Here is a 12,737-nt window from a genome sequence, read left to right on the forward strand (position 1 = left end):
TCGGTTTCCTGGTGACCTTCCTGTTCGGTGGTCTGACCGGGGTACTGCTGGCCAGCCCGCCGATCGACTTCCACGTCAGCGACAGCTACTTCGTCGTCGCCCACTTCCACTACGTCRTCTTCGGGACCGTGGTGTTCGCCGCCTACGSSGGCACCTACTTCTGGTTCCCGAAGGTCACGGGCCGGCTGATGAACGACCGKCTCGGGAAGATCCACTTCTGGACGGTCTTCCTCGGCTTCCACACGACGTTTCTGGTGCAGCACTGGCTCGGCGTGCAGGGTATGCCCCGCCGGTACGCCGACTACGGACCGAACGACGGGTTCACCACGCTGAACACGATCTCGTCCGCGGGTTCGTTCCTGCTCGCCCTCTCGACGCTGCCGTTCATCTACAACCTCTGGCACTCCTACCGCAAGGGCCCACTCGCCGTCGTCGACGACCCCTGGGGCTACGGGAACTCGCTGGAATGGGCGACCTCCTGCCCCCCGCCGCGGCACAACTTCCGGACGCTGCCGCGCATCCGCTCCGAACGCCCGGCGTTCGACCTGCACTATCCGGCCACGATCGGCCGGATCGACTACCACGCGACTCCCGAGATCAGTTAAGGCGGCCATGGCATGAAGGTGGAAGGCATCATCTTCAACTTCTTCGGAGTTTTCGCCGGGGCCGCCGCGCTGGTGTACTGGTTCTGGTCGAAGGACCCGACCGGCACGGCCGCGCTGACCCTCACCACGGGGCTCGGCCTGCTCGTCGGCGGATACTTGATCTTCACCGGCCGGCGGATCGGGATGCGCCCGCAGGACCTGCCGGATGCGGAGGTCGCCGACGGGGCTGGGGAGCTCGGGCACTTCACCCCGGGCAGCTACTATCCGTTCTTCATCGGGGCCAGCTCGGTGACGGCGGCGATGGGCCTCGTCTTCGGCGTCTGGATGATCATTCTCGGTGCGCTTCTGGTCGTGGTGTTCGTGACTTGCCTGGTCTTCGAGAACTTCTGGCACCCGCCGGTGCCCGAGGACTGATCCCGCCCGGGTCGGGGTCGCCCTTCCCTCGGGGGCCCCGACCCGGGCGGGATCAGAGAGCCGTGGCCGCCGCCGCGTCAACCGCTGCGGCGCTCTGGCTCGCGGTCACCCAGCGCTCCAGGACGGCCCGGGCGGCACCGGAGTCCACCGCCTCGGCCGCCCGGGGCAGGGCGGCGGCGATCTGCTCGGTGACGGGGGCATCGGAGGGGCCGGCCGCGGCGACCAGGGCGGTGGCGGCGGCGAGCAGGACCGCGTCGCGGACGGGTCCGGGCTCACCGGCGAGCACCGACCGGGTGACGGCGGCGTTGTAACGGGCGTCCGCGCCGCGCAGCGCGGCGTGGTCCGCGACGTGGATGCCGACGTCGCGGGGGTCGAACCGCTCGCGGCGCGGCTGTCCGGCGCCGGCCGCGACGACCCACACGGCGGACGTCGTCACCGGGGTGAGCTCGTCGAGCCCGTCGTCGCCGCGGAACACCAGCGCCCGGGTGCCCCGGTCCGCCAGCACCCCGGCGACGACGGGAGCGAGCCGCGCGTCGGCGACGCCGATTGCCTGCGCGCCGGGGCGGGCCGGGTTGCTCAGCGGCCCGAGGATGTTGAACGCGGTGGGCACGCCGATCTCGCGCCGGACCCCGCCGACGTGCCGCATCGCCGGGTGGAAGACCTGGGCGAAGCAGAAGGCGATGCCGGCCGTAGCCAGGCACGCCTCGACGCCGGACGGCGACAGGTCGACCACGACACCGAGCTCCGCGAGCAGGTCCGCCGAGCCGCAGGATGACGACGCGGCCCGGTTTCCGTGCTTGACCACCGGCACACCCGCGCCGGCAACGACCAGCGCGGCCATCGTCGACAGGTTCACGGTGTGGGAACGGTCGCCACCGGTCCCGCAGGTGTCCACGGCGCGGGCCCGTACCCGCTCGGACAGGCTCAGGGGCGTGGCACTGGCCAGCATGGCCTCTACCAGGCCGGCGATCTCCTCCGGCGTCTCCCCTTTGGACCGCAGCGCCACCGCGAACCCGGCCACCTGCGCGGGCGAGGCGACCCCCGCCATGATCTGCTGCATCGCCCAGGCGGTGCGCGCGGAGTCCAGGGACTCGCCCGCTAGCAATGCTCCTATCAGCTCCGGCCAGCTCGTCCCGGCGGTCGGGAGAGCCCCGGCGGGGGACGCCCCGGCGGGGGAGCGGCCGGTGTGGGAGTGGGATGCGCCAACGGTGGTCATACCTCGGAAGCCCTGGATCTCAGTGGGCGAGCTGGGCGCCGGTGAGCGGCCGACGGGCCACGGCGCCGCCGGCACGCGCCCGCAGCAGTGTCACGRCCGCCTCGGTGAGTAGACCCGGATCGATCGGATGGGTGACCACYGCATCCGCCTGGGACCAGGTGGCGAGCCAGCGGTCGTCCGGGCGGGCGACCAGCAGGATGGTCGGCGGACAGTTGGTGACCTCGTTCTTCAGCTGCCGGCAGAGCCCCATGCCCCCGCTGGGGGTGGCCTCCGCGTCGAAGACGCACAGATCCGCCTCGTGATGATCGACTACGCCGATCGCCTCGGGGGCGTCGGTGGCCTCGACGAACTCGATCGGACCGAGGTCGGCGGCGGGGAGACGKCCGATCGCGTTCCGGACGTGTTCGCGCACATCCGCTCGGTCGGCGTAGACGAGGACGGTGCTCATGTCGTCCGCGGGCCTTTCGCGAGAGGTGACCACCGCCGACCGGCGGCGAGCCGACCAGCGGTGAACTGCGGACCGCCCTCCAGGCACCTCGGAACTCCAGGCACCCGGAGCTCCGGGCGCCTCGGAAGTGGACGCTGCCATGTGAGAGTTGTCCTGTGCAGGCTACCTCCCGCGGACCGTTGGACGTGACCCGTGTCGCATCGCCCGACTGGCCCTCGCCGGGCCGGGTGAGGTCGGGATCACAGCTCCCTGGTTGCCTTCGGATCGTCCCGGGAGTGATACTGAGAATCGTTCTCAACCGGTGGATCCTGATGCCGGCCGGACCATGTGACGCCTCGAGCGTGATCGCCGGCGGCCTGGGGCGTTCCACCGCCGTACGACGGGCGTGATCCTATGAACGACCAGACCGATCTTCGTCTCACTCCGCAGCGGATGGCCGTGCTGGCGGTGCTGGCTGCCGCCCGCGACCATCCGACCGCGGCCGAGGTCCACGAGCGGGTGCGGACCGTATCCCCGGGGATCGGCAGTGCGACCGTGTACCGCACACTGGCGTTGCTGGTATCCGCCGGCCGAGCGCTCGAGCTGAACCTGGGCGACGGCACGGCGGCCCGGTACGACGCCAACACGAGTCGTCACGACCACGTGGTCTGCGACGGATGCCGTCGGGCGGTCGATATTGATCATCCCGTCCTCGACGGGATGATGGCCCAGATCGCGTGTCGCTCGGGATTCGCCATCACCGGGTACGACCTGCGGTTCCGGGGGCTGTGCCCGGACTGTCAGGCGAACGGCTCCGGCCCGGCCCGCGGCGCGGCCGGGACCGGCCAACAGTGAACACCCATCCACAAGGAGCGCTTCATGCCGAAGCTTGACGGCACCAAGACCCACGAGAACCTCAAGGAGGCATTTGCCGGCGAGAGCCAGGCGAACCGGCGTTACCTCTACTTTGCCCGCCGGGCCGACATCGAGGGGCTGACCGACGCCTCGTCGCTGTTCCGCGACACCGCGGAGGGCGAGACCGGTCACGCCTTCGGGCACCTGGACTTCCTCGCGGAGGTCGGCGACCCGGCGACGGGCGAGCCCCTCGGTACGACCACGAAGAACCTGGCCAGCGCCGTCGCCGGCKAGACCTACGAGTTCACCGCAATGTACCCGGGCTTCGCCAAGACCGCCCGCGAGGAGGGCTTCGAGGAGATCGCGGACTGGTTCTCGACCCTCGCCCGGGCGGAGAAGACCCACGCCGGTCGGTTCAAGAAGGCCCTCGACGCGCTGTCGGCCGAGGAGACGGCCGACGCCTGATCGTCGGGGTTTCTCGATCTACCGGGCCGGGGTGGCGGGGGCGATGCCAGTAGTCCCTCGTCGCCACCCCGGCTCGCATCGTCGCTCCCGCGCCGTGGGCCCTCGGCCGATTCGTGGGCCCTCGGCCGTTCCTGGACCGCCCGCCCGTTTACGGATCCCAGCATTTCCGGACAGGAGATCGCACGGTGGCGCTGACCATCGCCGACATCACCACCGACCACCAGGCGTACGCGGAGCGCCGGCTGCGGCTGCGCAGCCAGATGATCCTGGTGCGCGCCGAACGCCGGGTACGGGTCGGGGACATCGTCGTCCTCGAGTTCGAAAACGAGCAGACGCTGCGCTACCAGGTGCAGGAGATGGTCTACACCGAGCGGTTGACCGCCTCCGCCGACGTCGCCCACGAGATCGATGCCTACTCCCGCCTGCTACCCTCCAGCCACGTCCTCACGGCGACGGTGTTCATCGAGCTCTCGGTTCTGGAGACCGTCCGCGAGGAGTTGGGGCGGCTTGCCGGGCTGCAGCACAGTCTCGCCCTGGAGATCGGCGGAATCCGGGTGGCGGGCGAGGAGATCCCCGGCCTTGACGAGGATCCCGACATGCCCACCGAGACCGTCTCCGTGCACATGGTGCGCTTCGCGCTGACCGATTCGCTCCGGGACGCCTTCCGCGACCCCGGCGTGCCGGTCGAGCTTGTCGTGGAACACCCGGAGTACAGCGAGGCGACGCCGTTGACCGGAGCTACCCGGCGTGTCCTCATCGCGGATCTCGCGTTGCGGTCCTGACCGGCTCACCCGGCCGCTGCCTGCCGGTCACGGTCACGGCTGGTCACGGCTGGCCACGGCCGGTCACGGCCGCGGGTCCCCGTCGCGGGTGAGGTCGGACGCATCCGCGGGTAGTCGGTTCGCGCGCCGCGGGATGGGTAGGCGGAACATCTAGGGCACGCGTCCGTGTCGGCACGTCCGTCCGCCCGTCAACGTCAGCACGTTCATCCACGTCAGGGAGCCACCCGTGACCGATGACCAGCTACGTCCCGACCGCATCCGCCCCGGCGCCGCCGTCCCGCCCGGCGTCCCCTCCGCGCAGGGCACGGCCGCGCGGGCCGCGCTGCACCGCCTCGCCGAGGGCAAGGACGAGTGGGCCGCGCTCGGTGACCTCGCCGCCGCCGAGGTCCTGTTGCCCGACCTCGGTAACGACATCACCGATCTGTCGGAGGAGGACGACAGCCTCCTGCAGCTGCCGGTGGCCGAACGGCAGGACGGCACCCAGTTCGTCCCGACGTTCACCTCTGAGCAACGCCTGGCCGAGGCGCTGCCGGAGGTGGCGCGTTACCGCACGGTCCAGGTGGCGGCCCTGGGCCGGATCTGGCCGTCCGACGATCTTCTGCTCGCGGTCGATCCCGGCTCGGAGGGCGGCATCGCCCTGCCGGCGGACGGCCTGCGGGCGCTCGCCGCGATGTCCGGCTGAGGCCCGCCCCGGCCCGGCGTCACGTCACGTCACGGTCGGGGGTCACGGCGCGGTCGGGGGTGTCCGTGTTGGCTCGACTGTGCCCGCCGGAGGGCGCTGGCGGGCCGGTGTGTCGCGGGTGAGGCACGCAACATCGGCCGGGTCAGCCTTGTCGCTCCGCGTCGTTCGTAGGCCAACTGACATCGCTGTGACCTGCGTTTTTCCAGCTACGGCAGGGCTTTGCCGGGCAGGCGAGGCAGCCGCCACGATGATTCGGGGCGGTCATCGACGGGTCGTAGTCCTACCGAACGTCGAACCTACAGTGGCGCGTGGGCCGTCCCGTGCCAGAATGACCGACGTGGCCTCAGCCCCCGTCCTCGAGAAGGCTCCTCCACCACACCCGACGGCCAACCGTCCCTCGATGGTCTCGGTTGGCACGGTCGTGTGGCTGTCGTCGGAGCTGATGTTCTTCGCGTCCCTGTTCGCGATGTACTTCACGATCCGTTCGGTCAACAGCGGCAACTGGCCGCCGGTCACCGGCGACCCCGCCGGATCCGAACACGGACCCGTGGAGCTGCACGTCGGGTACGCGTTGTTCTTCACCGTGATCCTGGTCCTGTCCAGCGTCACCTGCCAGCTCGGCGTGTTCGCCGCCGAGCGTGGTGACGTGTACGGGCTACGGCGCTGGTACCTGATCTCGCTGATCATGGGTCTGGTGTTCGTCGGCGGCCAGGCGAACGAGTACTTCAGCGAGAACAAGTTCACGATGGCATCGCACGCCTACGGATCGGTGTACTACCTGACCACCGGTTTCCACGGGCTCCATGTGATCGGCGGTCTCGTCGCCTTCTTGATGGTGCTGGGCCGATCGACGTACGGGCGCTTCACACCGGAGAAGGCGACCTCGGCGATCGTCGTGTCGTACTACTGGCACTTCGTCGACGTTGTCTGGATCGCCCTCTTCGCGACCATCTACCTCCTCCAGTGAGCGACATGACTGCATCCTCGGGCACCTCGTCATCCTCGGACACGCCGTCGGGCATCCCACCGTCGGGCACCCCGGCGTCGGGCACTGCGGCGTCGCGATCCTCGGTGTCGGTCGCCGCCACGAAGCGGTTCTCGCGCGGACGCCGTTCGTCCGCGCGCCGCCGCCGGAGGTCCTCCGCGCTGGTCATGGTCCTCGGCCTGCTGGCCACGGGGGTGCTGTGGACGGTGCTGGCGCCGGGCGGCAACGCCGCGCAGACCCCGGACGCCAACGAGGCGGTCCGGCAGGGCCGGGCGCTGTACCTGCAGGGCTGCTCGACCTGCCACGGGCTGGGAGCGCAGGGCACGAACACCGGGCCCAGCCTCATCGGCGTCGGCGCCGCCGCGGTGGACTTCCAGGTGTCGACCGGCCGGATGCCGCTGGCCGCCCCCGCCGCGCAGGCCGACCRCAAGCCCCCGATCTACTCGGCGACCCAGATCGACCAGCTCGCCGCGTACATCCAGAGCCTTGGCGGCGGCGAGGAGGTGCCGAAGGTCACGGACGCGGCGCTCAACGACGCCGACCTGTCGCACGGCGGCGAGTTGTATCGGGCCAACTGCGCGCAGTGCCATCAGGCCGTCGGGCAGGGCGCGCCGCTGACCTACGGCAAGTTCGCCCCCTCGCTGAGCGAGGCCACCCCGGTGCAGGTCGTCGAGGCCATGCGGACCGGGCCGGAGTCGATGCCGGTGTTCGGCCCGCGCCAGCTCAACGAGGAGGACGCGACCGCGATCGCGGCCTACATCAAGCACATGAAGGAAGCGCCGAGCGCCGGTGGGTACAGCCTCGGTAACTACGGTCCGGTGCCCGAGGGACTGCTGGCCTGGCTGGTGGGCGTCGGTGCCCTGCTGGGTGTGTGCCTGTGGATCGGAGCGAGGCAGAAGGTATGAGTGACCAGACGGGCCGGGGCACGCCGGGGCCGGCGGATTCCGGTGCGGACCAGCCGTCCGTTCCGACGGACCGGCGCATGCACTACCCGGGCTACCAGGGCGAACCGGCCGACGAATCTGACCAGGACTCGATGAGCAGCATCTTCAGAAGGGCGAAACACCCGGTGGACACCTCCGGCCAGCCCGCCGGGGGATCCGGGGTGTCCGCCGGCGGCCCGGACGTCCCGGCCGGGACGTCGGACGGCCCGGAGGCCTTGGGCACGCCGCCCCACCAGACCGATTCGACCCGTGAGCCCGCGACCACGGCCGTTCGCCCGCAGGCGGGGGTCATCCAGCCGACCTACGGGGAGCGGGCCGCCGGTGGGGTGACCGTCCGTCCGCCGCGCGCGCAGGACGTGGACCGCCGGGCCGAGCGGCGGGCGGAGCGGCTGATTGCCGGCTGGTTCCTGATCTCGGTGATCGGCACCGTCGGGTTCGTTGTCACCAACTTCGTCGGTGACAAGTACAAGGCGTACTACACCCCCTCCCTCGGGGCCGCGCTGGGCCTCGCCGTCGGTGGGCTCGGCATCGGCCTGATCCTGTGGGCCAAGCGGCTGATGCCGCACGAGCAGGCCGTGCAGGAGCGCCACGCGTTCGCCTCCTCCAAGGAGGAGATCGCCGTCACCGAGGAGGAGATCGCGGCCGGGTTCGCCGACACCGGCCTCGCGCGCTACCCGTTGCTGCGCCGCACCCTGCTCGGGGCGGGCACCGTGCTCGGCGGGCTGATCGTGGTGCCGCTGCTGAACCTGACGAACACCAAGCCGGGCAAGAAGCTCGACCACACGAGCTGGGTGAAGGGTGCCCGCCTCGTCACGGAGGACGGCCGTTACGTCAAGCTCGGCGACGTCGCCATCGGCGGCATCGAGACGGTGTTCCCGGCCGTTCCGGTGACCGAGTCCGACGGCACCGTTGCGTACCAGCCGAAGACCGATGTCCAGACCAAGGCCGACAGCACGACGCTGCTCATCCGGCTGCCACCGGGGGTCGACCGCCCCCGCAAGGGCCGGGAGGACTGGGGCGTCGACGGCCACGTCGCCTACTCCAAGATCTGCACGCACGCCGGCTGCCCGGTCAGCCTGTACGAACAGCAGACCCATCATCTGCTCTGCCCCTGCCACCAGTCCGTCTTCGACGTGCGGGACGGCTGTCGGGCGATTTTCGGGCCGGCCAGCCGGTCCCTGCCACAGCTTGCCATCGCCGCGGACAAGGACGGGTTCCTCTACGCCCGTGACGGTGACTACCACGAGCCCGTCGGTGCCGCCTTCTGGGAGCGCTCATGACCACCGCATCCGCCCCCGAGTTCGTCAAGCGGCCGGGCCCGATCCGGAAGGCCAACCGTGAGCTCGACGAACGGTTCGGCAACCAGGCCTTTCTGCGGCGCAACCTGAACAAGGTCTTCCCCGACCACTGGTCGTTCATGATCGGGGAGATCGCCCTCTACAGCTTCGTCGTGCTGCTGCTGACGGGCATCTACCTGACTCTGTTCTTCGACCCGTCGAACACCGAGGTCATCTACAACGGTTCCTACGTCCCGCTCAAGGGCGTGGAGATGAGCCGGGCCTACGCCTCGACKCTGGACATCAGCTTCGACACCCGGGCCGGTCTGGTGTTCCGCCAGATCCACCACTGGGCCGCGCTGGTCTTTGTCGCGTCGATGATCGTGCACATGTTCCGGGTGTTCTTCACCGGCGCGTTCCGCAAGCCCCGTGAGACCAACTGGCTGATCGGCATCGGTCTGGTCGCCCTGTCAATGCTCGAGGGCTTCGCCGGCTACTCGCTCCCGGACGACCTGCTCTCCGGCACCGGTCTGCGGATCGCGGCCTCGATCGCCCAGTCCATCCCGATCATCGGGACGTGGGCGTCGTTCCTCGTGTTCAACGGGGAGTTCCCGGGCGTCAACTTCCTGCCCAGGCTCTACGTGACGCACATCCTGCTGGTGCCGGGTGTCCTGCTCGCCCTGATCGGCGCGCATATGGGCATCCTGTGGCACCAGAAGCACACGGACTTCCCCGGGCCGGGCAAGACCGAGGACAACGTCGTCGGCCACCGGGTCTTCCCCGTGTTCGCGGTGAAGTCCGGCGGGTTCTTCATGCTGGTCTTCGCGATGCTCGCGCTGCTCGGCGGTCTCGCCCAGATCAACCCGATCTGGATGTTCGGCCCGTACGACCCGTCGAAGGTCAGCTCGGCCTCCCAGCCGGACTGGTACATCGGCTTCCTCGACGGCTCGACCCGGCTCATGCCGCCCTGGGAGTTCCGCGGGCTCGGGCACACCATCCCCGCGGTGTTCTGGCCGACTGCCGTCCTGCCGGGCATCCTGTTCACGCTGGCGGCGCTCTATCCCGCGCTGGAAGCCAGGTTCACCGGGGACACGAAGCCGCACAACCTGCTGCAGCGGCCACGGGAGGCGCCGACCAGGACCGCGATCGGCGCGATGGCGATCAGCTTCTACCTGGTGCTGATGATCTCCGGTGGTAACGACATCATCGCCAAGACCTTCAGCATCTCGCTGAACGCGATGACCTGGGYCGGCCGCATCGGGCTCATCGTCGTGCCACCGATCGCCTATGCGGTGACGAAGAAGATCTGCATCGCGCTCAACCAGAAGGACGCCGAGATCGAGCATCACGGCATCGAGACCGGGATCATCCGCCAGCTTCCCAGCGGGGAGTTCGTGGAGGACCACCGCCCGAAGCCGACTCCCGTCCCCGACCATCCGCTCGTCCCGACGGACCGGTTCGAGCTGCCGGCGGCCAACGGGCATGGCGACGGTCACGGCAAGGGGCTTGCGCGCCGCGCAGGCAAGGCCGTGACCGGGTTCTTCGTCGAGGAGAAGCAGCCACCCGGCGGCGGCCGGCAGTAGCCGCCCGGCCTGACGGAGCACGTCACGTCAGGCCGACGGGAACCATCCGTCACCGTCATACGCACGTACCGACCGGCCGGGGGCCGCACCGAATCCGGCTGCGGCGCGGATGGCGCCCGCGGCCGGCCAGCTCCACTCGCCCTCCAGCCGCACGAGCCGCACCCCAGGCCCACCGAGCCAACGGGCGATGCGTTCGGTCTCCTCGACGGAGGCGCACGGGGCCGGACCGGGCCGCGGCCGCACCGTCTCGGCGCTGGCGACCGCGGCGTCGACCCAGGGCCGCGGATCGACACCGGGCGGCACGCTCGCCGCCGACACCAGCCGACCGTGACGCACTACGGCCAGATCCCAGCCGGCCTCGGCGGTCGGGGCCGCGGCGACGAGCTCGGCGACCCCGGTGAGGGCCGACAGCCGCTGGGCACGTGCGGCTGCGCGGACGAACGCGATCATCCGGTCCCGCTGGACGGCGGCCTCCTCGTAGCGCCGCTCGGCGGCCAGCCGGTCGATCCGCCGCGTCGAGGCGGCGATGACCCGGCCCGGATCGCCGGTGATGGCGGCCCGGGCGGCGGCGACGTGCCGGCCGTAGCTCGCCACGTCCTCCCGGCCGTCGCACGGCGCTCCGCATCTGCCGAGGTCGGCGAGGGTACAGGCGGACCGGCGCACGCGCGGGGACAGGCGCCCGGAGCACTGGCGCAGCGGCACCGCGGCCAGCAGCGCCTCGGCGGCGGCGTCGGCGGCGCGGACGCTGCCGAACGGCCCGAGATAGGTCGCGTCGTCACGGGCGGCGCGCACCCGTGAAAGCCGTGGGAATGGCTCGTCGGTGAGCTTGAGATACACGGAGCGCTCCGGGAAGCGGGATCGGCGGTTGTACGGCGGCTTGTACTCGGCGATCAGCCGCAGTTCCCGGACCTCGGCCTCCAGGGCGTGCGCGCATCCGATCGCGTCAACCCGCTCGGCCAGCGCCACCATCGCCGCCATCCGCGTCCGGGGCTCGCTGGCGGTGAAGTAGGTACGGACCCGGGAGCGCACCGAACGCGAGGTGCCGACATACAGGGCTCGTTCGTCGGCGTCCCGGAAGATGTAGACACCCGGGCCCGTCGGCAGGCCGTCGGCCAGATGCCGTTTGCGTCGCTGGGCCGGCGACACCCGGGAGCTGTAGTCGTGCAGGTCCTCCAGGGTGGTCACGCCCGCGTTGCCGAGCCGTTCGAACAGCCCGTGCAGCACGTCGACGGTGGCCCGGGCGTCCGCCAGCGCCCGGTGGCGGGGCTCGACCGGGCTGCGGAACAGCGAGGCCAGCGACGTGAGCCGGCAGTCGGGGCTCTCGTCTCTCGTGACCACCCGCCGGGCGATACGCAACGTGTCCAGATACTCCCAGACGGGTACCGGATAGCCGCAGAGCTCGACGGCGGCGCGCAGGAAGCCGAGGTCGAACGGGGCATTGTGGGCGACGAGAACGGCGCCGCGGGCGAACTCCAGGAAGGTAGGCAGCACCTGCGTGACCGGCGGCGCCGTCGCCACCATCACGTCGGTGATGCCGGTGAGCACCGAGACCATCGGAGGGATGCCGACGCCCGGCCGGACCAGGGTGGCCATCTCGGCGAGGATCCGGCCGCCGCGGACCCGGACCGCGCCGATCTCGGTGATCTCGTCGCGTCCCGGGGAGGTGCCCGTCGTCTCCAGGTCGAACACGACGAAGGTCACGTCCGCCAACGGACGACCGAGATCATCCAGCCTGCCCTGTCGGGGCGGCCGGGGACGGTCCGGGGCGGGATCTGGGCGCACGGCGTCACGGTAGGTCCCACCCCCGACAGTTTTGCGCCCGGGATCGTCCGCGGACCCGGATGCGAAAGCAGGTCCGCCTCGCCGCACGTCGTCATGGAGGTTCCGGGTCATGGAGGTTCCGGGTCGCGGGCCGGTGGAAAACGACTAACGCTACCTGCTCCGTAGGGTGCCGGGTGTGCCACGGGCCGGTATTGGCCACGAAATTCTCCGCGGTTGTCCCGTTCATGGTCCCGTCGGGGCAGTCTGGTGCTTCTGTCGGGGCGTGCGCTCAAGCGTGCGGCCCACTCGGCAGGCCTGCGTGCGTCGAATGCGGAATCATGCCCAGGTGGCATGGTTCGAGACGAACGGCATTCGAGTGGCGCGGGTCGCGGTCGACTGTTTGAACGTTGACGTGATGGTGCGCTTCTGGTCCGCCGCATTGGGATACGAGGTGAGCCGGCGTGACGACGGGGCGATCCTGCGTCACCCGGCCGGCGCGGGACCCAAGCTCCTTCTCAGGCCCGGGGCGAAGCGCAATGCCGGCCGTAACCGGCTTCATCTGGATCTCTACGCCGTCGACGCGGAGCGTGTGATCGGCTGGTTGTCGACCCTCGGTGCCCGCCGGGTATCCCGGTACGACGACGACGGGGAGAGCGGATACGTTCTCAAGGATCCGGAGGGTAATGAGTTCCGGGTGATGACGGTTGGGCCAGCGGGATTTGCGCGCCCCTTCGTCTGACA

14 protein-coding genes are annotated in these 12,737 nt (G+C 70.4%); 11 read left to right on the plus strand and 3 right to left on the minus strand.

Annotated elements, in window-relative coordinates; genetic code table 11:
• Together CcI156_RS15790 and CcI156_RS15795 are read left to right on the plus strand one after the other, a co-directional pair.
• The coding region (locus CcI156_RS15790) for a cbb3-type cytochrome c oxidase subunit I (protein WP_175637604.1) at window positions 1-605 on the plus strand (605 nt) is incomplete at its 5' end.
• A gap of 12 nt (window positions 606-617) precedes the next feature.
• The gene (locus tag CcI156_RS15795; protein ID WP_011437500.1) at window positions 618-1,019 is read left to right on the plus strand and encodes a cytochrome c oxidase subunit 4; all 402 of its coding nucleotides are present in this window, start codon (window positions 618-620) and stop codon (window positions 1,017-1,019) included.
• A 52-nt stretch (window positions 1,020-1,071) separates the two neighbouring features.
• On the opposite strand, the gene trpD is transcribed toward CcI156_RS15795, so the two are convergent.
• Window positions 1,072-2,235, minus strand: coding sequence for an anthranilate phosphoribosyltransferase (gene trpD, locus CcI156_RS15800; RefSeq protein WP_011437499.1), 1,164 nt, complete (start codon window positions 2,233-2,235; stop codon window positions 1,072-1,074).
• Between the two features lie 19 nt (window positions 2,236-2,254).
• Window positions 2,255-2,683: a response regulator gene (locus tag CcI156_RS15805; RefSeq protein ID WP_076806529.1), complete on the minus strand. Its 429-nt coding sequence runs from the start codon at window positions 2,681-2,683 to the stop codon at window positions 2,255-2,257.
• 393 nt (window positions 2,684-3,076) lie between these two features.
• Between CcI156_RS15805 and CcI156_RS15810 the strand changes: the two genes are divergently transcribed.
• The 8 genes from CcI156_RS15810 to CcI156_RS15845 all read left to right on the plus strand — a co-directional run bounded on the left by CcI156_RS15810 (window position 3,077) and on the right by CcI156_RS15845 (window position 10,235).
• Window positions 3,077-3,517 carry a Fur family transcriptional regulator gene (locus tag CcI156_RS15810; RefSeq protein WP_011437497.1) on the plus strand — a complete coding sequence of 147 codons (441 nt, stop codon included), beginning with the start codon at window positions 3,077-3,079 and terminating at the stop codon, window positions 3,515-3,517.
• 24 nt (window positions 3,518-3,541) lie between these two features.
• A complete protein-coding gene (locus tag CcI156_RS15815) occupies window positions 3,542-3,982 on the plus strand; it encodes a rubrerythrin family protein (protein ID WP_076806531.1) in 441 nt (146 codons plus the stop codon).
• A 185-nt stretch (window positions 3,983-4,167) separates the two neighbouring features.
• A complete protein-coding gene (locus CcI156_RS15820; protein WP_011437495.1) occupies window positions 4,168-4,764 on the plus strand; it encodes a DUF3501 family protein in 597 nt (198 codons plus the stop codon).
• A gap of 226 nt (window positions 4,765-4,990) precedes the next feature.
• A complete protein-coding gene (locus CcI156_RS15825) occupies window positions 4,991-5,446 on the plus strand; it encodes an SseB family protein (protein WP_011437494.1) in 456 nt (151 codons plus the stop codon).
• Window positions 5,447-5,774: 328 nt separating this feature from the next.
• Window positions 5,775-6,413: a heme-copper oxidase subunit III gene (locus tag CcI156_RS15830; protein WP_035941687.1), complete on the plus strand. Its 639-nt coding sequence runs from the start codon at window positions 5,775-5,777 to the stop codon at window positions 6,411-6,413.
• Window positions 6,414-6,418: 5 nt separating this feature from the next.
• Window positions 6,419-7,336 carry a c-type cytochrome gene (locus tag CcI156_RS15835; protein WP_076806579.1) on the plus strand — a complete coding sequence of 306 codons (918 nt, stop codon included), beginning with the start codon at window positions 6,419-6,421 and terminating at the stop codon, window positions 7,334-7,336.
• Entirely contained in the window at window positions 7,333-8,655 is a 1,323-nt protein-coding gene (locus CcI156_RS15840) for a Rieske 2Fe-2S domain-containing protein (RefSeq protein ID WP_011437491.1), read from the plus strand. The genes CcI156_RS15835 and CcI156_RS15840 overlap by 4 nt, the downstream gene beginning before the upstream one ends.
• Complete coding sequence (locus tag CcI156_RS15845) at window positions 8,652-10,235, plus strand: ubiquinol-cytochrome c reductase cytochrome b subunit (protein WP_076806533.1); 1,584 nt, start codon at window positions 8,652-8,654, stop codon at window positions 10,233-10,235. Before CcI156_RS15840 ends, CcI156_RS15845 begins: the two co-directional genes overlap by 4 nt.
• Window positions 10,236-10,262: 27 nt before the next feature.
• Here the strand turns inward: CcI156_RS15845 and CcI156_RS15850 are convergent, their stop codons facing one another.
• Entirely contained in the window at window positions 10,263-12,017 is a 1,755-nt protein-coding gene (locus CcI156_RS15850; RefSeq protein WP_011437489.1) for a DEDD exonuclease domain-containing protein, read from the minus strand.
• 307 nt (window positions 12,018-12,324) lie between these two features.
• Between CcI156_RS15850 and CcI156_RS15855 the strand changes: the two genes are divergently transcribed.
• Window positions 12,325-12,735, plus strand: coding sequence for a VOC family protein (locus CcI156_RS15855; protein WP_011437488.1), 411 nt, complete (start codon window positions 12,325-12,327; stop codon window positions 12,733-12,735).
• Window positions 12,736-12,737 lie beyond the last annotated feature (2 nt).

Origin of the sequence: Frankia sp. CcI156 (assembly GCF_001983015.1) — a bacterium.
In the GTDB taxonomy this organism is placed as follows: Bacteria; Actinomycetota; Actinomycetes; order Frankiales; family Frankiaceae; genus Frankia; species Frankia casuarinae.

What these genes read in the sequence shown, in the direction of transcription:
- trpD (WP_011437499.1), bottom strand. Translation starts at nt 2,235, where the DNA reads ATGACCACCGTTGGCGCATCCCACTCCCACACCGGCCGCTCCCCCGCC.
- CcI156_RS15840 (WP_011437491.1), top strand. Translation starts at nt 7,333, where the DNA reads ATGAGTGACCAGACGGGCCGGGGCACGCCGGGGCCGGCGGATTCCGGT.
- CcI156_RS15795 (WP_011437500.1), top strand. Translation starts at nt 618, where the DNA reads ATGAAGGTGGAAGGCATCATCTTCAACTTCTTCGGAGTTTTCGCCGGG.
- CcI156_RS15855 (WP_011437488.1), top strand. Translation starts at nt 12,325, where the DNA reads ATGCGGAATCATGCCCAGGTGGCATGGTTCGAGACGAACGGCATTCGA.
- CcI156_RS15810 (WP_011437497.1), top strand. Translation starts at nt 3,077, where the DNA reads ATGAACGACCAGACCGATCTTCGTCTCACTCCGCAGCGGATGGCCGTG.
- CcI156_RS15830 (WP_035941687.1), top strand. Translation starts at nt 5,775, where the DNA reads ATGACCGACGTGGCCTCAGCCCCCGTCCTCGAGAAGGCTCCTCCACCA.